Source organism: Mesorhizobium sp. M1342, assembly GCF_040317955.1.
Classification (GTDB): domain Bacteria; phylum Pseudomonadota; class Alphaproteobacteria; order Rhizobiales; family Rhizobiaceae; genus Mesorhizobium.
On the sequence record NZ_JAMYLI010000025.1, the window covers coordinates 85,425 to 108,742 of the forward strand.

The window sequence follows — 23,318 nt, forward strand, 5'->3', positions numbered from 1 at the left end:
TTTGCCCCCGATCGGTGGCATAACGCCGCCTTTAAACAGTTTAGGTCTGGAAGTTCAGGTCCGGGGAGCACACGTCGCTGGCACAAAAAATCAAGCTTTCGACGATCGCGGATGCGCTCGGCGTGTCCACGGCCACGGTCTCGCTGGCGCTGCGCGACAGCCCTCTGGTTGCCGGGACCACCCGTGACCGCATCAAGGAACATGCCCGCGCCATCGGCTATATCTACAACCGACGCGCCGCCAGCCTGCGCACCTCGCGTTCCGGCATTGTCGGCGTCGTCGTCCACGACATCATGAACCCATTCTTCGCCGAGATCCTGCGCTCGATCGAAAGCGAGCTCGACCGCAGCCGGCAGACCTTCATCCTGTCCAATCATTATGATCAGCTCGAAAAGCAGCGCACCTTTATCGATACGCTTTTGCAGCTCGGCGCCGACGGCGTCATCATGTCGCCGGCGATAGGCACTCCGGCTTCCGACATCCTGATGGCCGAGGAGAACGGCCTCCCCGCTGTGCTGATCGCGCGCACCGTCGAGGGTGCCGACGTGCCGGTGTTTCGCGGCGACGACTCTTACGGGACAGGTCTCGCCACCAACCACCTGATCTCGCTCGGCCACAAGCGCATCGCCATGATCGGCGGCACCGACCAGACCTCGACCGGCCGTGACCGCTACCAGGGCTATGTCAATGCGATGGAGGCGGCCGGGCTGGAAGTCAGGTCGTCATGGCGCATCGCCGGGCCGCGCACCAAGCAGGCCGGCTTCGAGGCCGCCGGACAGTTCCTGGCGCTGAAGGACAGGCCGACGGCTGCCTGCTGCTGGAACGACCTTGTCGCCATCGGCCTCATGAACGGCATTGCCCGTGCCGGCCTTGTGCCCGGCGTCGACATCTCCGTTACCGGCTATGATGACCTTGAGGAAGCGGCGATCGCGACGCCGGCGCTGACCACTGTCTGGAACGGCCAGCGCGAGGTTGGCCGCCGCGCCGCCAGCGCGCTGCTCGACAAGCTCAACGGCCAGACGGTGCGGCCCTCGCAGGAATTGATCAAGCCGGAACTGCATGTGCGTCAGTCGACCGGCAAGCCGGTGGAGCGTGTATGACCAAGGCCGAACAGCTGCAATCCGTCGCCATCCTGGTGCCGGGCGATTTCAACGACCATGCGGTCGACCGCATCAACCGCACGTTCAGGCGTGTCAGAATCGAACGCGCCGATCCGGCGCTCGTCACCGACGAGATGCGCAGTGATGTGCGCGGCATCGCTTCGTTTGCCGGCATCGACGCGGCGATGATGGATGCATTGCCCAACCTCGAGCTCATCGCCTCCTTTGGCGTCGGCTATGATTCGGTCGATGTCGGCCATGCCCGAGCGAAGAACATCATGGTTACCAACACGCCCGACGTGTTGACCGAGGAGGTCGCCGATACCACGATCGGGCTGTTGATCAACACCATCCGCGACCTGCCGCGCGCCGAAACCTGGCTGCGCGACGGCAGCTGGGTGCGCAACGGCAACTATCCGCTGAGCCGGCTGACCTTGCGCGGGCGCAGTGTGGGTATTTTCGGCATGGGCCGCATTGGGCAGGCCATCGCCCGGCGTCTGGAAGCTTTTGGCTTGCCGGTCGCCTACCACAACCGGCGCCGTGTCGAAGGTCTTCCATACCAGTACCATGCGACCCTGAAAGGACTTGCCGAAGCCGTCGATACGCTGATTTCGGTCGTGCCGGGGGGCGACTCGACGGAGAAGGCGGTCAATGCCGAGATCCTGTCGGCGCTTGGCGCCAACGGCGTCTTCGTCAACATCGGTCGCGGCAGCACGGTTGACGAGGCGGCGCTTGCGGCAGCCCTTGTCACCGGCACCATCGCCGCCGCCGGCCTCGACGTCTTTGCCTACGAACCGAACGTGCCCAAGGCGCTGCTCGATGCGCCCAACACCTCGCTACTGCCGCATGTCGGCTCGGCCTCGGACCATACCCGCCGCGCCATGGCGGATCTCTGCGTCGACAATCTGGTCTCCTGGTTCACCGAGCGCCGTCCGCTGACCCCGGTGCCCGAGACGGCGGAAGTCAAGGCGCGAGCTTGAGGCTGCCTCACTTATTAACGTCAGCTTAACCCTTTGGAATCATTCTTCAACCTATCCGTGTACGTGGATGAAGAATGATGAAAGCACTTTCCGCATTGATCGCTGCCGCAGCGCTGTTTGGTGGCATTCAGCTGTTTCATGGCGGCAGCGTGGAAAGCGTGGCCAACGAGGCCGCCCTGTCCAACAGCTACAGGCTGGTCGCCAATGGCGATGAGGCGGTCTGTGCAGTCAGCCGCGGGGCTGAAATTTCGGACGGTTTGTCGCTGCTCACCGTTGCTCCGAAATGCCGCCGGCTCTTGCCGGGCATAGAGCAGGCGAAGTTCTGGCGCGAGCAAAACGACGGCACGGTCGCCTTCAGCGCCAACGGCGTCGATCCGATCGTCACCTTCGCGACTGCCGACGGCGACGGCTACGAATCCTATGCCCCGGCGCTGCCGCTGCTGTCGCTGGCGGCCATAGGCGATAAGAAATCTGGCGACTGATTATTCCGCTGCGGCCCGTGCGCCAGCCTTCGCTGCGGCGTGCAGCCGAACCGCATCGCCGAAGGCACGGAATATCTTCACCGAATTGCTGTCCGACTTGACCCAGTATTCCGGATGCCATTGCACGCCGACGGCGAAGGCGCGGGCGTCGCGCACCGAAACCGCCTCGACTGTGCCGTCGCTGGCGACGGCCTCTATCTGCAGCTTCGAGCCGAGCCGGTCGATCGCCTGGCGGTGCAACGAATTGACCTTGATGTCGCCGGCACCGAACACACCGGCCAGGCAACTGTCGGGTTTGATAGAAATGGTCTGGTGGATGGCGAAGCGTTCGTCCTGCTTGTCGCTCACCGGTGCGCGGTGGTCGAGCGAACCCTCGCGCTCCTGGATCTCGGTGCCGAGCGTGCCGCCCAGCGCCACGTTCAATTCCTGGATGCCGCGGCAGATGGCGAGCAGCGGCACGCCGCGTTCGATCGCCCGCCGGATGAGCGGCAGCGTCGTGGCGTCGCGCGCCGGATCATAGGGGCCATTGGCTTCGCTGGCGTCGCCGCCATAAAGCGAGGGGTGCACATTGGATTTCGAGCCGGTGACCATGACGCCGTCGACCGACGACAGAAGTTCGTCGAAATCGAGCCGGTCGCCGAACGATGGCACCAGCACCGGAAACACGCCGGCGCCGGTGATCGCCGCTTCCAGATATTGTTGTGGGGCTGCATGCCAGGTGTAGTTGTCGAACTGACGGACGTCGGTCGATATGGCGACGAGCGGCTGGTGCATTTTGGCTCTATGTTCCATCTGGGCAAGGATGTCCTGCCTGCAAAATAGGCCATCGCCGGGCATTTTTCCATGCCAAGTTTCAACGTGTCGCATGGGCCACGAAATGGCCTGTTAGACTATAGTTGCAGGGTAGCTGGGCTTCGCCGTCAAATCGGGTCGGCCTGCTGGACTCGACTTCTTGCCCGTGTATTGTCTCGAACGAACCGACAGGGAAACCGAGGATTTCCTGACGTCGGCCTGTTGATCCAAAAGGGAGGAAGTTCATGGATCGTCGTTCATTCATTCGCAAGGCCGGTGTCACCGGCGTCGGTGCCGCGGCGGCGGCGGCCACGCTGGCGGCGCCTGCCATCGCCCAGTCCAATCCCAAGGTGACATGGCGGCTGGCATCGTCCTTCCCGAAGTCGCTCGATACCATCTATGGCGGCGCCGAGGTGTTCTCGAAGATGCTGTCGGAAGCCACCGACGGCAATTTCCAGATCCAGGTTTTTGCTGCCGGCGAGCTGGTGCCTGGCCTGCAGGCCGCCGACGCCACCACCGCCGGCACGGTCGAGGCCTGCCATACGGTGGCATATTATTACTGGGGCAAGGACCCGACATGGGCGCTCGGTGCGGCGGTTCCCTTTTCGCTCAACGCACGCGGCATGAATGCCTGGCATTACCATGGCGGCGGCATCGACCTGTTCAACGAGTTTCTCGCCACGCAGGGCCTTTTCGGCCTGCCGGGCGGCAACACCGGCGTCCAGATGGGTGGCTGGTTCCGCAAGGAAATCAACACGGTGGCCGACCTTTCCGGCCTCAAGATGCGAATCGGCGGTTTTGCCGGCAAGGTGGTGCAGAAACTCGGCGTCGTGCCGCAGCAGATCGCCGGCGGTGATATCTATCCCGCGCTGGAGAAAGGCACCATCGACGCGGCCGAATGGGTTGGTCCCTATGATGACGAGAAGCTCGGCTTCTACAAGGTCGCGCCCTATTATTATTATCCCGGCTGGTGGGAGGGCGGCCCGACCGTCCACCTGATGTTCAACAAGGCGAAGTACGAAGAACTTTCGCCGACGTACAAGTCGCTGCTGCACACTGCCGCGCAGGCGGCCGACGCCAACATGCTGCAGAAATACGATTATCTGAACCCTGCGGCGGTGAAGCGACTGGTGGCCGGCGGCGCGAAACTGCGCCCGTTCAGCCAGGAGATCATGGCTGCCTGTTTCGAAAAGGCCAACGAGGTCTATACCGAAATGGAAGCCTCCAACGCCCCGTTCAAGAAGATCTGGGAATCGATCAAGGGCTTCCGCAAGGAGCACTATCTCTGGGCGCAGGTGGCCGAATACAATTACGACACCTTCATGATGGTCCAGCAGCGCAACGGCAAGCTGTAGTCGGCCGGACTTCTGCTCAAAAGCTCTCTGGGCGGAACCTGCTCAGGGAGCTTTTCTGTATATCCCGGGAGGCGAAGCCGGCGGTTCAGCCTCGGCGCGGGACCACCAGAACCTTGACCTCGCCGGGGGCCGGCGGATTGGCGATCACCGCTGGCGCTTCTTCAAGCGACACCTGCCTGGAGATCAGCCTGTCGATCTCTATCGCACCGGAAGCGATGAGTTCGGCGGCGCGGCGATGGGTGTAGGGATTGAGGAAGGAACCGAGCACCTTCAGTTCCCGGAACAGCAGGTCGAACGGCTCGAATTCAGCTTTCACGCCTTGCGGCGTCACGCCGACGATGACGACCGTGCCACCGGCGCGGGCCAGCCGCATCGACTGCTCGACGGTCTCTCGCACGCCCGCGCATTCGAACACCACGTCGGCTCCGCCCGGCGCCAGGCCGGCTGGCCCGGCGATGGCGTCGACGACATCGGCGGCAGTCGGATCGACCGTCGCTGTCGCGCCGAAATCCCTGGCGAGCGCGCGCCGCGAAGCTTGCCTGGTCGACAGAATGATGGTCGTGGCTCCCGCCAATCTTGCCAGCTGCACGGTGAGCAGGCCGATCACGCCGCCGCCAAGCACGACCACCGAGCTGCCCGGTTTGATCCCGGCAAGGTCGACGCCATGCAGGCAACAGCCGAGCGGCTCGCAGAAGGCACCGTGCATGGGATCGAGGCCCGCAGGCAGGACGAAAGCCTGCTTCTGCGGCAAGGCAAGATATTCGGCAAAGCCGCCGTCGCGATGAATGCCGATGGCGCGCAGATTGCTGCAGAGGTTGACCCGCCCGGCATGACAATGCACGCAACGCCCGCAGGCGATGTTGGGATCGCCGGTGACGCGGTCGCCGACGGCAAAGCCGGAGACGGATCTTCCGACCGCCTCGACGATGCCGGAGAATTCATGGCCGGGCGTCACCGGCGGCGTGCACGGAAACTCGCCGTGAAACAGATGCCGATCCGTGCCGCAGACGCCGCAGGCTTCGATGCGCACCAGTAGCTCATCCGCACCGATGTCAGGCATGTCGACGTCGCGCAGCGTGATGCCGCCCACTGCTTCCAGCCGCACCGCTTTCATGGTTTTGACCATGCCGGTTCAGTTGAAGCTTGGCGGTTGCGACAGGTCAGGCTGTGGCGCTGCCGGCTTTGCCGGTGTCGGATCGCCGAAACTGGGCGGTTGCGAAAGGTCGGGAGCTGCCGGCGCCGTGCCGCCACCAGCGGGCGCCGCTCCATCCGCCGGCGGCGTGCCGAGCGGCGACAGGCCGGGCACCTCCGGTACCTTGTAGTCGATGGTGCCCGGATCGACGGTCGTTCCCTTGTAGTGCATCACCATTTGCGGGAAGGCGATGGTCAAGCCGATCATGATCACCTGGATGCAGACAAAGGGCACCGCGCCCCAATAGATCTGTCCGGTGGTCACCGGCGCGATTTGTTTGCCGGTGAGACGATCGAGATAAGGCACGCGCGCGGCCACCGAACGCAGGTAGAACAGCGCGAAGCCGAAGGGTGGGTGCATGAAGCTGGTCTGCATGTTGACGCCCAGGAGCACGCCGAACCAGATCAGGTCGATGCCGAGCTTGTCGGCGGCGGGCGCCAGCAGCGGTACGATGATGAACGCCAATTCGAAGAAGTCGAGGAAGAAGGCGAGGAAGAAGACGAGCATGTTGACGCCGATCAGGAAGCCGACCTCGCCGCCCGGCAGCGACGTCAAAAGGTGCTCGACCCAGATGTGGCCGTTGACGCCGTAGAAGGTCAGTGAGAACACCCGTGCGCCGATCAGGATGAACAGCACGAAGGACGACAGCCTTGTCGTCGAGGCCAGCGCCTGCTTGACGACGTCAAGCGACAAGCGCCCCTTTGCCGCCGCCATGAACAAGGCGCCGACGGAGCCCATGGCGCCGCCTTCGGTCGGCGTGGCGATGCCCAGGAAGATTGTGCCCAGCACCAGGAAGATCAGCGCCAGTGGCGGGATCAGCACGATGATCACCTGCTGCGCGAGCCTGGACATCATGTTGAAGTTAAGACGTTTGTCGGCAATGGCCACGATGTAGATGAACAGCACTCCGGCAGTCGCGCCGAGAATGTCGGCATTGTCGCCATGCGCCGGCGCCAGATAACGATACGCCGCGTAGGAAACCGCTGATGTGACCAGCAAAGCCACCAGCAGCGACATCACGCCATGGCCGAGTGTACGAGCCTCGAGCGGCAGCGCCGGCATCGAGTTCGGCCGGATGATCGACATGATCAGGATGTAGGACATATAGAGGCCGGTGAGCACGAGGCCTGGGATCAGCGCGCCCGCGTACATATCGCCGACCGAGCGGCCGAGCTGGTCGGCAAGCACGATCAGCACCAGCGACGGCGGGATGATCTGGGCAAGCGTGCCGGAGGCGGCGATGACACCGGATGCGAGCCGGCGGTCATAGCCATAGCGCAGCATGATCGGCAGCGAGATCAAGCCCATGGCGATGACGGAAGCCGCCACCACGCCGGTGGTCGCCGCCAGAAGCGCGCCGACGAAGATCACCGCATAGGCGAGGCCGCCACGGATGGGCCCGAACAGCTGGCCGATCGTGTCGAGCAGGTCTTCGGCCATACCCGACCGCTCGAGCACGATGCCCATGAAGGTGAAGAACGGGATGGCCAGCAGCGTGTCGTTCGACATCACCCGGCTGCCGTAGAAATTATCCGGCAATGCGTGCAGGAGCGGCCAGGCGAGGTTGATCGATCCTCCGGAATAGGGGGACAGCAGCACGCCGATGAAGAAGAACATCAAGCCGTTGGCGGCCAACGAAAAAGCGACGGGGTAGCCGATCAGCAGGAAGATGATCAGCGAGGCGAACATGATCGGCGCCATGTTCTGCGCGATGAACTCCATCACGAGCGCACCTCGTCGGCCAGCGCCTTGGCTTCGAGTTCGGCCTGCTCATGCACCGATATGAAGGGATTGGGGTCGTCCATGTCTCCGCGCATGATGGCGATCTTCTTGATGATTTCGGAGATGCCCTGCAGCGCGAGCAGGAAAAAACCGATGAGCAGGATGGCCTTGGCCGGCCAGATGATCAGCCCGCCGGAATTGTTGGACATCTCGCCGCTGCGAAACGACAGCGACACATAGGGCACGAAATAGATCACCATCAGCGTCACGAACGGCATCAGGAAGAAGAGATGCCCGAGCAGGTCGATCCAGTGCTGTACGCGGCGTGAAAACAGGCCGTAGACGATGTCGATGCGGATATGTTCGTTCTGCTTCAGCGTATAGGCGGCGGCTAACATGAAGGCGGCGCCGAACAGGTACCATTGCAGCTCGAGCCAGGCGTTCGAGGATATGTCGAACACCTTGCGGATAATGGCGTTGGCGGCGCTCACCAGGATCGCCAGCAGGATCAGCCACGATATCCATTTGCCGATGAATTCGTTGGCGCGATCAATAGTCCTGGATAGAGCAAGAAGCCCTGCCATGCATTTCCTCCCTTGTACCGGAGGCGTGCCGGCTCCCCCCTTTTTTGTCCGTCACGCCGCGTGGTCCAACGGTATGCCGCGCGTGGACTGACGGGTCAACAAGCATAGAGGCAGCAAATATCATCGCATGGCAGACAGTGCCCGATACCGGCGATCTGCCCTCGCGTCATGCAACCAAAGTCTGACCTTTTCAGGCGATTTTGCCGGTGTCGCGGCCGGCGCCGATCAGGATCAGCGTCGTGACCAGGAACAGATACATCCACGCGTCGCGCCATTCGACCGGGAAATAGCCGGCCCACAGCGATTCGGCCATGCCGAAGGCGGCCGCGCCGAGTGCTGCGCGCGGTGGCGAGAGATAGCCGCCGACCGCCGTCACGAATAGGATTTTCAGCCCGTAGACGAGGCCTGAGCCGAAGCTGACATTGCCGTAATAGAGCCCGGCCATCACACCGGCCAGCGCGGCGCAGAAGCCGCCGAACAGCACCGCGTGCCGGAACACCGCGCGTACGTCGACGCCGCACATCGCGGCTGCCTTGGGGTCGTCGGAGACGGCACGCCAGCGCCGGCCGAAGCTCGACCGGGCAAACGCCCAGCTGGCCAGCACGATTGCCGTCAGCACCACCGCACAGTCGATGAGCTGGATGAGCGTCAGCGTCGCCTTGAAGGTCGCGCCCTGCGCGAAAACGATAGGCTGCGCCAGCATCGGCGGGAGCCACAGATCATGCGTGTCGGCGGCGATGCGGCTCGCTTCGGACAGCAGCAACAGGATGCCGAGCGTCGTCACCACGATCGCATTTGGCGTGCGGTCGGCCAAAGGTTCGAAGACACTGCGCGACAGCACGTGGCTGATCAGCGCGGCATAAAGGAAAGCCGCCACGACGCCGAGCGCCACCGCCGCCAGCAGCGTCAGCCACAGCATCTGATAGCCGAAGGCCGCGGTCAGGATCATCGTCTGGCCGCAAAAGGCGAACAATGCGCCATAGGCGAGATTGGTGCGGTGCAGGATGCCGTTGGTCAGCACATAACCAAAGGCGAGCAGCGCATAAAGCGCGCCCGAATGCAGCCCGTTCAGCACCTGCTGGAAGAAATAGAGCATGCAAAACCTCGAAGCATGCCGCCCAAAAGTGCGAAGCGGTTCTGGCCAACGACATGCTCAAAAGGCTGCGGAGATCACCGCATCCCGGAGTGAGGGTGCATCGCTAAATCTAACTTGTCAAATGCGATTTATCGGTTAGATTCTAGGCATGACGGTATCCTGGACCCCGCACCGCTTCACCGGCGGCTTGCTTGCGCTCGACACGGCGAACACCGTCGTGCTGCGCGGCGATCCGGAGCGGACGTTCGATCGCTTCGACGACCCGGCCGAGATTGCCCGCTTCGCCGATGCGGCGAGCCGCTTTCGCGCCGCCGAACTTGGCGAAAGGCCGCTGGCGGTATCCTCGGCGGTGGCGATCGCGCCCGTCGTGCTGTCGATCCGCGAGGCGACGGACCGGCTGTTTCGTGATGCGGCGTCGAAGGGCGCGGTTGCCACCACTGATCTGCCCGGATTCCTGAGAGCCTGCGGCGATGGCCTTGCCGGCAGCCGGACCGAGATCGGTGCGCCGGGGAGGCCCTTCGGTGATCCCCTGACGCCGATCGCCTTCGAGGCGGCACTGGCGGTTTCGGCGCTGTCCCTTCTGCGCGACGACACCGTCGCGAGGCTCAGGATCTGTCCCAACTGCACCTGGCTGTTCGTCGACAGAAGCCGCAATTCCAGCCGCCTTTGGTGCGACATGGCGGTGTGCGGCAACAGGCAGAAGGCAAGCCGTCACTATCGTCGCCGTCGCATGGCGGAAAATGAGGTCAAGAATGCGTAGCGGCCTTTCCCATTCGATCCTTGTCGGCGCGGCACTCATCGCGGCCGTTGCGCTCGGCGCCTGCCGCGATACCGGCAATGACGAAGGCAAGCTGTTCGAGATTTCCGGCAAGATATTCGTCTTCAATTACCGCCTTGCCAGGGCGACCTATGTCGTGACCCTGCGGCCGCTGAAGCCGATGGGAGAGGGCCAGGTCGCGGTCGCCAGCTTCCAGGATCCCGCCGGCGGCGCGCCTCTGGTGGTCGAGCAGAAGGTCTGGCCGAAGCTCGACAAGGTGACGCTGGAGAGCCCGGCACTGACCTGCGTCGTCAAGAACAAGCCCTATGCGATTGCCATCAGCATCAAGGGCGCCGACGGCGCGGTCCTGCAGAAGATCGATACCACGCTGATGTCGACGGAAGACCAGTCGATCCTGCCCGACCGGCCGCTGGTCATCGATCAGCTCTACACCGCCAATCCCGATCTCGTCGGCCATCCCGACGGCAAGCTGCCGGGCGAACCGAAGCCGGATTGCTCGAAGGGCGGCTGACGCGTCGCGGCCATCCGGGCCGCAGCTGAAATTTTCGTGCGCCGGGCAATGTCCGCGGATCGTTTCATACCCTATTCAGGATGGCCGCGGACTGTTCGTTGCGCGTTGCCTGGCATCTGCGATTTTGTTTGACCTGCCTTGCAAGGGGAGAAAGGATGCGTCATCCGACCCCGACGTTGGCTGCCTGCCCCGCGTGGCCTCCGCAGAGGAAATGCCTGATGACGCTGCACGACGTCGCGCTCGACGACAAGTTCGATCTCGCAAAGGAGCGCATCTTCCTGTCCGGCGCGCAGGCGGTCATCCGCATGCTGCTGATGCAGCGCGAGCGCGATCGCCGCGCCGGCTTGAACACGGCCGGCTTCGTCTCCGGCTATCGCGGTTCGCCGCTCGGCGGCCTCGACATGCAGCTGTGGAAGGCGAAGAAACAGCTCGCCCAGGCTGACATCGTCTTCCAGCCGGGTCTCAACGAGGAGCTTGCCGCCACCGCTTGCTGGGGCGCGCAGCAGACGGAACTGCTGGGCGAGGGCACCCATGACGGTGTCTTTTCGGTCTGGTACGGCAAGGGGCCGGGCGTTGACCGCTCAGGCGACGTGTTCCGCCATGCCAATCTCGCCGGCTCGTCGAAGCATGGCGGCGTGCTCGCTCTGATGGGCGACGACCATATGGCCGAATCCTCGACCAATGCGCACGCCACCGAATTCCTGTTCGTCGACACGATGGTGCCGATCCTCAACCCGGCCGGCGTCCAGGAGATCATCGACTACGGGCTCTACGGCTTCGCCATGTCGCGCTTTGCCGGCACGTGGGCGGCGATCAAATGCGTCAAGGACAACATCGAATCGACCGCCTCGGTCGATGCCGCGCTCGAGCGGCTGAACATCGTCGTGCCGGAGTTCGACATGCCGCCTGGCGGTCTCAACATCCGCCACGAGATCGACATGCTCGGCCAGGAGGAGCGGCTGCATGAGCATAAGCGCGCCGCGGCTTCCGCCTTCATCCATGCCAACGGGCTGAACCGCATCGTCTATTCGGGCGGCCGCAATCCGAAGATCGGCATCATCACGCTGGGCAAGAGCTATCTCGATGTCCGCCAGGCGCTGGAGGACATCGGCATCGACGAGGCGGCCGCCAACCGCATCGGCGTGCGGCTGTTCAAGGTCGGCTGCCCCTGGCCGCTCGACCTGCATCACATCGCCGATTTCGCCCGCGGCCTCGACACCATTGTCGTCGTCGAGGAGAAGCGCTCGCTGATCGAGGTGCAGTTGCGCGAAAGCCTTTATGGCACTGCCACCCAACCGGTCATTATCGGCAAGAAGGACGAGCGCGGCGACTGGCTGTTTCCGGCCAAGGGCGCGCTCGATCCCAACGAGATCGCCATCGCGCTTGGCGAGAGGATCGTCAGGACCATCGGCCCGTCCGAAGAGATTTCGGCGCGGGTGGCAAAACTGCGCCAGTTCCAGGCAATGCTCACCGAGGCCACCGACATCGGCTCGCGCACGCCGTTCTTTTGCTCCGGTTGCCCGCACAATTCGTCCACCAAGGTGCCGGACGGCTCTATCGCCGCGGCCGGCATCGGTTGTCACTTCATGGCGCTGTGGATGGACCGCAACACCGTCGGCTTCACGGCCATGGGCGGCGAGGGCGCGCAATGGGTCGGCCAGGCGCCGTTCTCCAAGCGCGAGCACATCTTTCAGAATCTTGGCGACGGCACCTACAACCATTCCGGTACGCTGGCGATCCGCTTCGCGCTGTCGAGCGACGCCAACATCACCTACAAGATCCTCTACAACGACGCCGTCGCCATGACCGGCGGCCAGCCGCACGAAGGCGGCCTGACCGTCGACATGATCGCCAGGCAGGTGCGCGCCGAAGGCGTCGACCGCATCGCCATCGTCACCGATGAGCCCGGCAAATATGCCGGCAAGGCCGAATTCCCGGCCGGCGCCACCATCCATCACCGCGACGACCTCGATCTCGTCCAGCGCGAGCTGCGCGAGGTCAAGGGCGTTTCGGTGCTGCTCTACGACCAGACCTGCGCCGCCGAAAAGCGCCGTCGCCGCAAGCGCGGCACCTTCCCCGATCCCGACAAGCGGGTCTTCATCAACGAACTGGTCTGCGAAGGCTGCGGCGATTGCGGCGTGCAGTCGAACTGCGTCTCGATCCAGCCGGTCGAGACCGAATTTGGCCGCAAGCGCAAGATCGACCAGTCGAGCTGCAACAAGGATTTCTCCTGCGTCAACGGCTTCTGCCCGTCCTTCGTCACCGTGCACGGCGCTAAGATCCGCAAGGCCGAGGGCCTTGCCGGCAAGGCCGATCCGCTGGAAGGCGTGCCCGTGCCGGCGCAATTCCCGCTTGGCGAGCAGGGCTGGGCGGCGATCATCGATGGCGTCGGCGGCACCGGCGTCGTCACCGTCGGTGCGGTGCTTGGCATGGCGGCGCATCTCGAGGACAAGGGCTGCGGCATGATCGACATGGCCGGCCTCGCCCAGAAGGGTGGCTCGGTGTTCACGCATGTCCGCATCGCCCGCACCCCGGACGACATCCATGCCATCCGCGTTTCGGCCGGCAAGGCCGATCTGGTGCTTGGCTGCGATCTCGTCGTGTCGGGCGCCAAGAAGGTGCTGACCGCTGTGCGCGAGGGCCACACCATCTTCGTCGCCAACACCGCCGAGATCATGCCCGGCGAATTCGCCCGCTCGGCCGATTTTTCGTTGCCGACAGAGCGGCTGAAAAAGGCGATCCGCGCGGCAGCGGGCGACGACAAGGCGCATTTCTTCGACGCCACCCGCACCGCCACGGCACTTTTCGGCAATTCGCTCGGCGCCAACATGTTCATGCTCGGCTTTGCCTTCCAGCACGGCGGCCTGCCATTGTCGGCCGAGGCCGTCGAAAAGGCGATCGAGCTCAACGGCGAAGCCGTGGCGATGAACATCGCCGCTTTCCGCTGGGGACGTCGTGCTGCCTATCAGCCGGATTTCGTGCGCCGGCTCGTTGCCCAGCCGGGTCCGGCCGTGGCTGGAAAGGCCGACCAGGCCACGGATATCGCCGAGACGCTGGACGACATCATTGCCCGCCGCGTCGCCTTCCTAACCGCCTATCAGAATACGGCCTACGGCAAGCGTTATGCCGAAAAGCTGGCCGTTTTGCGCGCCGCCGAAGCGAAGGCCGTGCCGGGTTCGACTGCGGTGGCGCAGGCAGCCGCCAGGAACCTGTTCAAGCTGATGGCGATCAAGGACGAATACGAGGTGGCGCGTCTTTACACGGACGGCTCTTTCGTCGCCGAACTTGGAAAACAGTTCCAGAGCTATGAAAAGCTCGAATTCCACCTCGCTCCGCCGATCATGGGCCGTCGTGGCAATGACGGCAGCCCGAGGAAATCAAGCTTCGGTCCGTGGATGATGAAGGGCTTTCGGGTTCTGGCGGCGATGAAGGGCCTGCGCGGCACCGCCTTCGACCTGTTCGGCTACACCGCCGAACGGCGCATGGAGCGGCAGCTACTGGCGCGGTACGAGGCGGATCTGGAGCTCATCGCCGGATCGCTGGCCCCGGCCAGGGTCGATGCGGCGGCTGCATTGGCTTCGGTGCCTGCCCTCATTCGCGGCTACGGCCACGTCCGTCGAGCCAGCGCCGACAAGGCTTCGAGCGAACGCCAAAGGCTGCTCGAACGCCTGTCGAGTACGCCGGCGCGGCCCGAACTTCAGGCCGCCGAATGATCGATACGCCTTGTTTACCTGAACGACAGTTTCCTTGCTTTCCGTTACGTCACTCGGCTTGACGGCAGGAGCGCGGGGGTCTCTCTAAATCTTTCTTAAGGCGGATGTGGCACTGCTTGGCTCCCCAGGGTTGGGATTCAGGCGTTGAATCTGAGAAAAAAGAACGAGATTCCGGTCGACGTCTACATTCCGTTCGTGGAAACCTTGTTTCGCGACGGGCTGACGCTTTCGATCGGCATTCTCGCGCAGACTTTCCTGATCGGCCTTGTCTGGTGGAAGAACGGCGATCCGCGGTATTTGCTGGTCGCGATCTCGATGGTTCTCGTCGGTGTGTTCCGCATGAGAAACTTTCGAAAATACAACAGCATGCCTTCGCCGACGACCTGGGAAGAAGCGCACAAGCGTGAGAATGACTACATTCTCTATGGCTCCCTGCATGGCTTGACGCTTGGCGCCTTCTGCCTGCTCGGCATCTATTTCGCGCGCGACGGTTTCGCCGAAATCGCCTCCGTTTGCCTGACGCTGGCGACGGCGACCTCCATCGCCGGCCGCAACTACGGCTCGCCACGCATGGTCACCATCCTGACCATTGCCTTGACCTGGCCGATCTCGCTGGGCTTCCTGCTGCGCGGCGACATCTACCATGTCCTCCTCGGGCTCCTGTCGGCGCCGTTCCTGTTCGCCATCCGGAAATTCGCCAACACCGTACGCGATGTGCTTTTTGCGGCCGTCTCGGAAGAAAAGAAGGCCAACCGCATCGCCCAGCGCTTCAACCGGGCGCTCAACACCATGTCGCACGGCCTTGTCATGCTCGGCCCGGACGGCCGCGTCGCGGTGGCCAATGCCGAGGCCGCGCATCTGATGTCGCTCAAGTCGCCCGATGCGCTGCTCGGCCGGTCGATCCATGGTCTGTTGATGCGCGGTGTCGCCGGCGGCATGCTGGCGCCCAAGGATTGCCGCTACATCGAGGCGCAGCTGACGCGTGCCCTGCGCGAGGGCCGCGACCGCAAGGTGCTGGTTTCCCTCGCCAACGGCCAGCATTATGAGTTCTCGGCTCGCGAAGGCAGCCAGGAACTGGGCGTCATCACCTTCGAGGACGTCACCGCCCGTGTCGAGGCGGAAGACAAGATACGCTTCATGGCACGTTACGACAACCTCACCGGCCTGCCCAACCGCGCCTATTTCCATGAACTGGTCGGCGAGGCCATGGTATCAGGCGATCGCGATCGTCTCTGCGGCCTGGCGGTGCTCGACCTCGACGATTTCAAGAGCGTCAACGACACGCTTGGCCATCCTATCGGCGACGGCTTGATCTATGCCGTTGCCGAGCGGCTTGCCGCCATTGCCAGGCAAGATATCACGGTCAGCCGTTTCGGTGGCGACGAGTTCATGATCTTCTTCGACCGCGTCGAGGATGAGAGCCATCTGACCAGCCAGCTCGACGAGATTTTCGCCGGCCTGCAAGGGGAAGTCGACGTTGCCGGTCACGGGCTGCGCATCCAGGCCAGCGGCGGCGCGGTACTGTCGCGGGTCAAGGATACCGATGTCGACGCCATGATCGTCAAGGCGGACCTGGCGCTCTACAAGGCCAAGGAGCTCGGCAAGAACAGCTGGCGGCTGTTCGAAGCCTCGATGGATGCCGCTTTCCGTAACCGTCAGCTGATGAAGGCGGATCTGCGCACAGCCGTGGAAAGCAAGAGCCTGCGGGTGGTCTATCAGCCGATCGTGGCGATGAGCACCATGCGCATCGCCAGCTGCGAGGCGCTGTGCCGGTGGGATCATCCCGATCTCGGGCCGATCTCGCCCAGCATCTTCATTCCACTGGCCGAGGAAATGGGCATCATTTCCGAGATCAGCACCTTCGTGCTGCAGGCAGCCTGCGCCGAATGCGCCAAATGGCCCGACCAGACCAGCGTCTCGGTCAATCTCTCCGCCAAGGATTTCCGCAGCCGCGATGTCATCCAGAAGGTTCGCGATGCGTTGGCCGGCACCGGCCTCGCCGCCTCCCGGCTCGAGATCGAGGTCACCGAAACGGCGCTGCTCGACGACAAGTCGCTGACGCGCCAGTATATCGAGGAGCTGAAGCAACTTGGCGTGCGCATCGCGCTCGACGATTTCGGCACCGGCTATTCGAGCCTGAGCTACCTGCACAAGCTGCCGCTCGACAAGATCAAGATCGACCGCTCGTTCCTGATGGACGTTACCCAGAATCCCCGTTCGCTCGAGCTGCTCAAGGGCATCGTCAACCTGTCGCGGCCGCTGGGGCTTTCGGTGACCGTCGAAGGGGTCGAGACCTTCGAGCAGCTCAAGATCCTGGCGCTGCAGGTCAAGCCTGATCTTGTCCAGGGGTTCCTGTTCGGTTCGGCGCTCAGCGCTTCCGGCATCGAGACGATGTCGAACACCGTATGGCCCTTCGCCAAGGATATCAGGACCGCCAAAAAGGCGGTACGTCGCTGATTTGCGGCGTATGGCGCATGGTGCCCAGGCACCGAGAGCCCATCCCTGTTTCCTTCAAGAGGCTCGAGGTTTCCCTGCACGTCGCGGGCCATGCCAAAATTTCCGCCGCTTCCCGTCATGTCCGAGATATGCTCTTTCCCCGTCGCGACGCAGAAAATCAAGAAAAGCACTATTTTAGTCTTATTTTAGCAATCGTTAACCTTAACGACTGGTAAACGGGCTGCTTCCCATTTTCATCTTTTACATCCCAGGACCCTGTCGTAGTGTCGGATCGCGGCGGCAACGTACGGGGATTGAGTTGATGATTGTGCAGTTGAGTTCGCTTCGTCCCGTGACGGGCGAGGACGGCAAGGACGCCGCCGACACCATGTCCAGCTTCGCCCGCAACGTCTCGGCGATGCTTGAGCGGACAGAGTACCGCCGCTGCGACAAGGGCGAAGATCTCGAGGACATCTACCGCCTGCGCTACAAGTCATATCGCTCGAACGATATGGTTCCCGACAACGAAAACCATACCATTCACGATGAGCTCGACGAGGCACCGAATGTCTACCGCTTCGGGGTCTATATCGACCAGGAACTCGTCAGCACGCTGCGTATCCATCACGTCACCTTGGCAACGCCGATGTCGCCTTCCACCAAGGCCTTTGGCGACATCGTCATGCCGATGCTTCGTGACGGGCTGAGCTTCATCTGCCCCAGCCGTTTTGCGTCCGATCCCGAATGGTCGCGCGTCTACCCGCAGATTCCTTACCTGACCCTGCGGCTGGCCGGCATGGCGTGCTTCCATTTCAACGCGCCCTACTGCCTGTCGACCATTCGTGAGGATCACGCCGGCTTCTACAAGCGTATCTACTACTCGGAGAAGATCAGCGAGTCGCGCGCCTATCCGGGCGTTTTCAACAAGGTCGTGCTCTACCGCGCCGACGTCAACGCCATCCGCGAGCGGTCCTTCTCACGGTTCCCGTTCTTCCGCTCGACGCCAATGGAACAGCGCATGCTGTTCGATACGCCGCATGTCGGAGAACTCGCGCCGCTGACCATCCTGCCCACGGCAAAGTACTATCACGAAGCCGCCTGATACGGCAGGATTCACACGATTTTGCAGGGCCGACAGGGAGCCTTTTGGCGACTTCGGCGTTCTGGGTGCGGCCACGAGCAGCGCTCCGGGTCGATTCTGAAGTTTTTGAGGGAACCCTTCATGACCATTTCCACACTTGCGCTCACCCCGCTCATCTCGCTGATCGCCGGCGTGCTGATCCTGGTCATGCCAAGGCTGTTGAACTACATCGTCGCGCTTTATCTGATCGTCGTCGGGTTGCTCGGGCTATTTCCGCATCTAGCCGGCTGAGGCGCCGGCTGCACGCAGGCGTCCGCTTTCGGAGCACCTTTCCGCATCAAGCACCGGATCCAGCGATTGGACTCCGTCGCGCGTCGGCAGCCGGCTTCAACCTTTCTTTGAGGCAGTTGTCGGTTGTTGTGCGGCAATAGCGCCATTGCTCTCGGCCCGGCTTTTCGCTATGTGCCTGAAAGATGTCTTCGAAGGGGTATTCCTATGGCTGATCACTCGCCGACCGGTCCTGTCGAACTGGGCGCGAAGATGGACTATGCCGAGCATGACCGCACCTATGCGGGCTTCCTCGCGCTGGCCAAGTACGGCTCGCTGTTTTGCGGAGCCCTGCTTCTGGCGATGGCCTTCGGCTTCTTCGCGGGCGGCTTCTTCTCGGCGACCATTCTGTTCGTGCTGATTCTGGCTGTCGGCGCCTTTATCCTCCGATAGATTTTTCCGACACCTTGTCCATGGCGCCGCCGCGAGGCCGGCCGGCGTCTTGCGGGAAATAGCTTCCGGCCGAAAGGATCATGCGGTGGGACAGACGGTTTTCATCCCTCGTGAACTCGATGCCAACGAGCCGCGCGTCGCGGCCTCGCCCGATACGGTGAAACGGCTGGCGGCGTTGGGCTTCGACGTCGTCGTCGAGGCCGGTGCCGGTCTGAATTCGCGCATCGTCGATGCCGACTATGCGAGCGCCGGCGCCGCCATAGGCAAGGCTTCCGATGTCGCCAAGGCCGATGTCGTGCTGAAGGTGCGTCGGCCCGGCGATGCCGAACTGAAGAGCTACAAACCCGGTACAGCGGTCATTGCCATCATGGATCCCTATGGCAACGATGCCGCCGTGGCAGCCTTTGCCAAGGCCGGCGTCACCGCTTTCTCGATGGAATTCATGCCGCGCATCACCCGCGCGCAGTCGATGGACGTCTTGTCCTCGCAGGCCAATTTGGCCGGCTATCAGGCGGTGATCGACGGGGCTTCGGAATATGATCGCGCGCTGCCGATGATGATGACGGCTGCCGGCACGGTGCCGGCGGCGAAGGTCTTCATCATGGGCGTCGGCGTTGCCGGCCTGCAGGCGATCGCCACCGCGCGGCGTCTGGGTGCGGTCGTCACCGCCACCGACGTTCGCCCCGCCGCCAAGGAACAGGTCGCCTCGCTCGGCGCCAAGTTCCTCGCGGTCGAGGACGAGGAATTCAAGGCTGCGGAAACGGCCGGCGGCTACGCCAAGGAAATGTCGAAGGAATATCAGGCCAAGCAGGCGGCACTCACATCAGAGCACATCGCCAAGCAGGATATCGTCATCACCACGGCGCTTATTCCCGGCCGGCCGGCGCCAAAGCTGGTGTCGGCGGCGATGGTCGCCTCGATGAAGCCGGGCTCGGTGCTCGTCGATCTGGCGGTCGAGCGCGGCGGCAATGTCGAGGGCGCTGTACCGGGCCAGGTGGTGACAACGGCCAATGGGGTAAAAATCGTCGGCCACCTCAATGTGCCCGGCCGCATCGCGGCGTCAGCCTCGCTGCTTTATGCCAGAAACCTGTTTGCCTTCCTGGAAACGCTGGTCGACAAGACGACCAAGACGCTTGCCATCAACCGCGACGACGATCTGGTCAAGGCGACGATGCTGACCGATGGCGGCAAGGTGGTTCATCCGGCTTTCGTGAAAGCCGATCAGCAGCCGCCAAAGGGCCAATATGTTGAGCCTGCCGCGATCCCGGCCAAGACCATGGTCGCCGACGCTTCGCCCAAGAAAGCCGCGCCCAAGAAGGCGGCCGCCTCCAAGTCGCCCTCGTCGAAGCCGAAAGGGATCGCGTGATGGACCAGACCCTGCAGAAAGCCCTGGACCAGCTCGACCAGGCTTCCGCCGCCGTCCGGCTGGCGGTGCAAAACATGGCGACCGCGCCTGGTGGTGCCGACGCTGCGGGTGATGCTGCGCATGCGCTCTCCGGGGGCGCCATCGATCCCTTCGTCTTCCGCTTCGCCATCTTCGTCCTGGCGATCTTCGTCGGCTACTACGTCGTCTGGTCGGTGACCCCCGCACTGCACACGCCGCTGATGGCCGTCACCAACGCCATCTCCTCGGTCATCGTCGTCGGCGCGCTGCTTGCCGTCGGCATCGCCGCCTCCGGCATTGCCGCGGGCTTCGGCTTCGTCGCGCTGATGCTGGTGTCGGTCAACATCTTCGGCGGCTTCCTCGTCACCCAGCGCATGCTGGCCATGTACAAGAAGAAGGACAAGTAGAGCGCCATGAACGCCAACTTCGCGTCCTTCCTCTATCTCGTCTCCGGCGTTCTGTTCATCATGGCGCTGCGCGGCCTGTCGCATCCGACCACCAGTCGCCAGGGCAATCTCTATGGCATGATCGGCATGGGCATCGCCATCGCCACCACGCTGGCGCTGGCAACCCCGTCAGCGGGCCGCTTCGGCCTCATCGTGCTCGGCCTTGCCATTGGCGGCGGCGTCGGCGCCGTCACCGCGCGGCGCATCGCCATGACCTCGATGCCGCAACTGGTCGCCGCCTTCCACTCGCTGGTCGGCCTCGCCGCCGTCATGGTGGCGGCCGCCGCCATCTATGCGCCGGAAAGTTTTGGCATCGGCACGGATGGTGACATCCACGCCCAGGCGCTGATCGAGATGAGCCTTGGCGTCGCCATCGGCGCCATCACCTTCACCGGCTCGGTCATCGCCTTCCTCAAGCTCGATGGCCGCATGTCGGGCAAGCCGATCATGATCGGCGGACGCCACTTCATCAACGCGGCACTTGCCATCGCGCTCGTCGTGCTGATCGTGCTGCTGGTCACCACGGAATCGAAGCTGGTCTTCTGGCTGATCGTTGCCGCCTCGCTGGTGCTCGGCATCCTGCTGATCATCCCGATCGGTGGCGCCGACATGCCGGTCGTCGTCTCGATGCTCAACTCCTATTCGGGCTGGGCAGCTGCGGCCCTCGGCTTCACGCTCGGCAATCTGGCGCTGATCATCACCGGTGCGCTGGTCGGCTCATCCGGCGCGATCCTGTCCTACATCATGTGCAAGGGCATGAACCGAAGCTTCATCTCCGTCATTCTCGGCGGCTTCGGCGGCGAGACGGCAGCTCAGGCCGACGACGGCATCGAACGCACGGTCAAGCAGGGCTCGGCCGACGACGCCGCCTATCTGATGATGAACGCCCAGAAAGTCATCATCGTGCCGGGCTACGGCATGGCGGTTGCCCAGGCGCAGCACGCGCTGCGCGAAATGGCCGACAAGCTCAAGGCCAATGGCGTCGACGTGAAGTACGCCATTCACCCGGTCGCCGGCCGCATGCCCGGCCACATGAACGTGCTGCTCGCCGAAGCCAATGTGCCCTACGACGAAGTGTTCGAACTCGAGGACATCAACTCCGAGTTCGCGCAGGCCGATGTCGCCTATGTCATCGGTGCCAACGACGTCACCAATCCGTCCGCGCGGGACGACAAGAGCAGCCCTATCTACGGCATGCCGATCCTCGACGTCGACAAGGCCCGCACCTGCCTGTTCGTCAAGCGCTCGCTTGGTTCCGGCTATGCCGGCATCGACAACACGCTGTTCTACAAGGACAGCACCATGATGCTGCTCGGCGACGCCAAGAAGATGACCGAAGAGATCGTCAAGGCGATGGATCACTGATCGGCGATCGGCACTGAGACAAGCCAGGATGCGCCCGGCCTCGTGCCGGGCTTTTTCTTGGCGTGTCGGCTGTTCGGGGCTACGATGACGAATTCCTGTCCCACCGACGGGATTGTCGTCAACGGAGACGTTGGTGCCCGACCCCGTCGCATCGCCGCCCACCGGAAAACCGCCGCGCAAGCCTGGCCAGGCGGTGGTGATCGTGCATGGCATGGGCGAACAGCGGCCGATGGATACGCTGCGCGGCTTTGTCCAGGGTATCTGGAGCCATGACCCCAGCCGCGCGCCGTTTTATGCCCGTGTCGCCGATCCGGCCGACCCCGCCGGCGCGAAGATCAACCAGAGCTGGATCACTCCCGACAGCCGGACCAATTCGTACGAACTTCGCCGCGTCACCACGCCCTACGATGTCGATGGGCGCCGCACCGATTTCTACGAGCTTTACTGGGCCGACATCACGCAGGGCACGACGCGGGGCCGACTTGCCGCCTGGGTGACAAATCTGCTGTGGCGCAAGCCCGCCGACATACCACCCGACGCCCGAAAGCTCTATCTGGTCACGCTTCTGGCCGTCATCATCGTTCTGGTCGCGGCTCTCGCGCTTGCGACGTCGGTTTGGCAGCAGCAAATTTCGTGGACCGTCGGCGCGCTCGTCACCATCCTGGCCTCGTTCGTCATCTGGTCGGTGGACCGTTTTGGCCTTCCCTATTTCGGCGATGTCGCCGCCTATGTGCGCGCTGAAGCTGCAACCGTCGAGAAGCGGGCTCTGATCCGCAGCCGTGGTCTGAAGCTGCTAGAGCGTCTGATGATGGACGATACCTACGATCGCATCGTGCTGGTCTCGCATAGCCTCGGCTCGATGATCGCCTATGACCTGCTGCAGATCTTGTGGGCCGATTTCAGGCCCCGAAGACTGGAGGCCATCCGCGACAAGGCGAAACTGAAGGCGATCCACGCCATCGACAAGGCGACGCTTGTTGCCGACGGCTCGGCATGGCCCGGCAGCCTTGACGATCTTGCCGGGTTCCGGCGCGATCAGTGGGAACTCTATCGCCAACTGCGCACCAAGGAGGACAACCATGGGCCTTGGAAGATCAGCGATTTCGTCACGCTTGGCAGCCCGCTGACCCACAGCGAATTTCTGGTGACGCACAATCTCGCCGAATTCAGACGCGGCATCGCCGAGCGTCTGTTCTCGGCATGTCCGCCGGTCGCCGAGGGAGCGGCGGCCGGTGGCACATTGCTTTATCAGGAAGGGCGCAACCGTTCTTCGGGCAAGCCGCAGCGCGCGGTGCATCATGGCGCGGTGTTTGCTGCGACGCGCTGGACCAATATCTTCGACCGCGGCAACGGTTGGCTGACGGGGGATCCGATCTCCGGGCCGATGGCGGAGAATTTCGGCCCGGGCGTGGAGAACATCCAGGTCGAGCTACGCGGTTGCCTCGGCCGTGTCTTCACCCACACGCTGTACTGGTCCTTTGGGGGGGGGCGGGGGGGGGGGGGGCGCCGCCCAACGGCCCCCGGCCCACAGGGGGGGGGGGGGGGCCCGGTGGGGCGCGGGGGGGGGCAAGGGGGGGGCCG

Annotated in this window: 20 protein-coding genes; 15 read left to right on the forward strand and 5 right to left on the reverse strand. The window is 63.4% G+C overall.

The features are described 5' to 3' along the window. Positions 1-77: 77 nt before the first annotated feature. From NKH06_RS24100 to NKH06_RS24110, 3 genes are all read left to right on the forward strand, one after another. Positions 78-1,100, forward strand: coding sequence for a LacI family DNA-binding transcriptional regulator (locus NKH06_RS24100; RefSeq protein WP_352673202.1), 1,023 nt, complete (start codon positions 78-80; stop codon positions 1,098-1,100). After that, a complete protein-coding gene (locus tag NKH06_RS24105; protein ID WP_352442664.1) occupies positions 1,097-2,080 on the forward strand; it encodes a 2-hydroxyacid dehydrogenase in 984 nt (327 codons plus the stop codon). Before NKH06_RS24100 ends, NKH06_RS24105 begins: the two co-directional genes overlap by 4 nt. Before the next feature lie 77 nt (positions 2,081-2,157). After that, on the forward strand, positions 2,158-2,562 hold the full coding sequence (locus NKH06_RS24110; protein ID WP_032909483.1) for a hypothetical protein: 405 nt from the start codon (positions 2,158-2,160) through the stop codon (positions 2,560-2,562). Here NKH06_RS24110 and NKH06_RS24115 read toward each other — a convergent pair whose 3' ends face one another. Continuing rightward, positions 2,563-3,336: a gamma-glutamyl-gamma-aminobutyrate hydrolase family protein gene (locus NKH06_RS24115; RefSeq protein WP_023813605.1), complete on the reverse strand. Its 774-nt coding sequence runs from the start codon at positions 3,334-3,336 to the stop codon at positions 2,563-2,565. A 263-nt stretch (positions 3,337-3,599) separates the two neighbouring features. On the opposite strand from NKH06_RS24115, the gene NKH06_RS24120 reads away from it, so the two are divergent. Beyond that, complete coding sequence (locus tag NKH06_RS24120; RefSeq protein ID WP_013528215.1) at positions 3,600-4,709, forward strand: TRAP transporter substrate-binding protein; 1,110 nt, start codon at positions 3,600-3,602, stop codon at positions 4,707-4,709. A gap of 85 nt (positions 4,710-4,794) precedes the next feature. On the opposite strand, the gene NKH06_RS24125 is transcribed toward NKH06_RS24120, so the two are convergent. The 4 genes from NKH06_RS24125 to NKH06_RS24140 all read right to left on the reverse strand — a co-directional run bounded on the left by NKH06_RS24125 (position 4,795) and on the right by NKH06_RS24140 (position 9,303). After that, a complete protein-coding gene (locus tag NKH06_RS24125; RefSeq protein ID WP_352894299.1) occupies positions 4,795-5,823 on the reverse strand; it encodes a zinc-dependent alcohol dehydrogenase family protein in 1,029 nt (342 codons plus the stop codon). Positions 5,824-5,841: 18 nt separating this feature from the next. Then, positions 5,842-7,623, reverse strand: coding sequence for a TRAP transporter large permease (locus NKH06_RS24130; RefSeq protein WP_128302891.1), 1,782 nt, complete (start codon positions 7,621-7,623; stop codon positions 5,842-5,844). Continuing rightward, entirely contained in the window at positions 7,623-8,207 is a 585-nt protein-coding gene (locus NKH06_RS24135) for a TRAP transporter small permease subunit (RefSeq protein ID WP_127412900.1), read from the reverse strand. Before NKH06_RS24135 ends, NKH06_RS24130 begins: the two co-directional genes overlap by 1 nt. 190 nt (positions 8,208-8,397) lie before the next feature. After that, positions 8,398-9,303 carry a branched-chain amino acid ABC transporter permease gene (locus tag NKH06_RS24140; RefSeq protein ID WP_128302789.1) on the reverse strand — a complete coding sequence of 302 codons (906 nt, stop codon included), beginning with the start codon at positions 9,301-9,303 and terminating at the stop codon, positions 8,398-8,400. 148 nt (positions 9,304-9,451) lie between these two features. Between NKH06_RS24140 and NKH06_RS24145 the strand changes: the two genes are divergently transcribed. From NKH06_RS24145 to NKH06_RS24195, 11 genes are all read left to right on the forward strand, one after another. Then, positions 9,452-10,063, forward strand: coding sequence for a CGNR zinc finger domain-containing protein (locus NKH06_RS24145; protein ID WP_128302790.1), 612 nt, complete (start codon positions 9,452-9,454; stop codon positions 10,061-10,063). Continuing rightward, entirely contained in the window at positions 10,056-10,592 is a 537-nt protein-coding gene (locus NKH06_RS24150) for a hypothetical protein (protein WP_127289768.1), read from the forward strand. Before NKH06_RS24145 ends, NKH06_RS24150 begins: the two co-directional genes overlap by 8 nt. A gap of 218 nt (positions 10,593-10,810) precedes the next feature. Then, positions 10,811-14,305: an indolepyruvate ferredoxin oxidoreductase family protein gene (locus tag NKH06_RS24155; protein WP_352864298.1), complete on the forward strand. Its 3,495-nt coding sequence runs from the start codon at positions 10,811-10,813 to the stop codon at positions 14,303-14,305. A 144-nt stretch (positions 14,306-14,449) separates the two neighbouring features. After that, entirely contained in the window at positions 14,450-16,762 is a 2,313-nt protein-coding gene (locus NKH06_RS24160) for a putative bifunctional diguanylate cyclase/phosphodiesterase (RefSeq protein WP_023813597.1), read from the forward strand. A 301-nt stretch (positions 16,763-17,063) separates the two neighbouring features. After that, positions 17,064-17,843: an N-acyl amino acid synthase FeeM domain-containing protein gene (locus NKH06_RS24165; protein ID WP_013528206.1), complete on the forward strand. Its 780-nt coding sequence runs from the start codon at positions 17,064-17,066 to the stop codon at positions 17,841-17,843. 120 nt (positions 17,844-17,963) lie between these two features. Continuing rightward, complete coding sequence (locus NKH06_RS24170) at positions 17,964-18,113, forward strand: DUF3096 domain-containing protein (protein WP_013528205.1); 150 nt, start codon at positions 17,964-17,966, stop codon at positions 18,111-18,113. A gap of 204 nt (positions 18,114-18,317) precedes the next feature. Next, positions 18,318-18,542, forward strand: a complete 225-nt coding sequence (locus tag NKH06_RS24175; RefSeq protein WP_013528204.1) for an aa3-type cytochrome c oxidase subunit IV — start codon at positions 18,318-18,320, stop codon at positions 18,540-18,542. Positions 18,543-18,627: 85 nt separating this feature from the next. After that, a complete protein-coding gene (locus NKH06_RS24180) occupies positions 18,628-19,908 on the forward strand; it encodes a Re/Si-specific NAD(P)(+) transhydrogenase subunit alpha (protein ID WP_352894289.1) in 1,281 nt (426 codons plus the stop codon). Continuing rightward, entirely contained in the window at positions 19,908-20,333 is a 426-nt protein-coding gene (locus tag NKH06_RS24185) for a proton-translocating transhydrogenase family protein (protein WP_006339983.1), read from the forward strand. Before NKH06_RS24180 ends, NKH06_RS24185 begins: the two co-directional genes overlap by 1 nt. A gap of 6 nt (positions 20,334-20,339) precedes the next feature. After that, complete coding sequence (locus NKH06_RS24190) at positions 20,340-21,737, forward strand: NAD(P)(+) transhydrogenase (Re/Si-specific) subunit beta (RefSeq protein ID WP_128302795.1); 1,398 nt, start codon at positions 20,340-20,342, stop codon at positions 21,735-21,737. Positions 21,738-21,870: 133 nt separating this feature from the next. Next, the coding region (locus tag NKH06_RS24195) for a hypothetical protein (RefSeq protein ID WP_352894292.1) at positions 21,871-23,318 on the forward strand (1,448 nt) is incomplete at its 3' end.

What these genes read in the sequence shown, in the direction of transcription:
- NKH06_RS24175 (WP_013528204.1), top strand. Translation starts at nt 18,318, where the DNA reads ATGGCTGATCACTCGCCGACCGGTCCTGTCGAACTGGGCGCGAAGATG.
- NKH06_RS24135 (WP_127412900.1), bottom strand. Translation starts at nt 8,207, where the DNA reads ATGGCAGGGCTTCTTGCTCTATCCAGGACTATTGATCGCGCCAACGAA.
- NKH06_RS24140 (WP_128302789.1), bottom strand. Translation starts at nt 9,303, where the DNA reads ATGCTCTATTTCTTCCAGCAGGTGCTGAACGGGCTGCATTCGGGCGCG.
- NKH06_RS24185 (WP_006339983.1), top strand. Translation starts at nt 19,908, where the DNA reads ATGGACCAGACCCTGCAGAAAGCCCTGGACCAGCTCGACCAGGCTTCC.
- NKH06_RS24165 (WP_013528206.1), top strand. Translation starts at nt 17,064, where the DNA reads ATGATTGTGCAGTTGAGTTCGCTTCGTCCCGTGACGGGCGAGGACGGC.
- NKH06_RS24170 (WP_013528205.1), top strand. Translation starts at nt 17,964, where the DNA reads ATGACCATTTCCACACTTGCGCTCACCCCGCTCATCTCGCTGATCGCC.
- NKH06_RS24155 (WP_352864298.1), top strand. Translation starts at nt 10,811, where the DNA reads ATGACGCTGCACGACGTCGCGCTCGACGACAAGTTCGATCTCGCAAAG.
- NKH06_RS24190 (WP_128302795.1), top strand. Translation starts at nt 20,340, where the DNA reads ATGAACGCCAACTTCGCGTCCTTCCTCTATCTCGTCTCCGGCGTTCTG.
- NKH06_RS24125 (WP_352894299.1), bottom strand. Translation starts at nt 5,823, where the DNA reads ATGAAAGCGGTGCGGCTGGAAGCAGTGGGCGGCATCACGCTGCGCGAC.
- NKH06_RS24150 (WP_127289768.1), top strand. Translation starts at nt 10,056, where the DNA reads ATGCGTAGCGGCCTTTCCCATTCGATCCTTGTCGGCGCGGCACTCATC.
- NKH06_RS24120 (WP_013528215.1), top strand. Translation starts at nt 3,600, where the DNA reads ATGGATCGTCGTTCATTCATTCGCAAGGCCGGTGTCACCGGCGTCGGT.
- NKH06_RS24105 (WP_352442664.1), top strand. Translation starts at nt 1,097, where the DNA reads ATGACCAAGGCCGAACAGCTGCAATCCGTCGCCATCCTGGTGCCGGGC.
- NKH06_RS24115 (WP_023813605.1), bottom strand. Translation starts at nt 3,336, where the DNA reads ATGCACCAGCCGCTCGTCGCCATATCGACCGACGTCCGTCAGTTCGAC.
- NKH06_RS24110 (WP_032909483.1), top strand. Translation starts at nt 2,158, where the DNA reads ATGAAAGCACTTTCCGCATTGATCGCTGCCGCAGCGCTGTTTGGTGGC.
- NKH06_RS24145 (WP_128302790.1), top strand. Translation starts at nt 9,452, where the DNA reads ATGACGGTATCCTGGACCCCGCACCGCTTCACCGGCGGCTTGCTTGCG.
- NKH06_RS24130 (WP_128302891.1), bottom strand. Translation starts at nt 7,623, where the DNA reads ATGGAGTTCATCGCGCAGAACATGGCGCCGATCATGTTCGCCTCGCTG.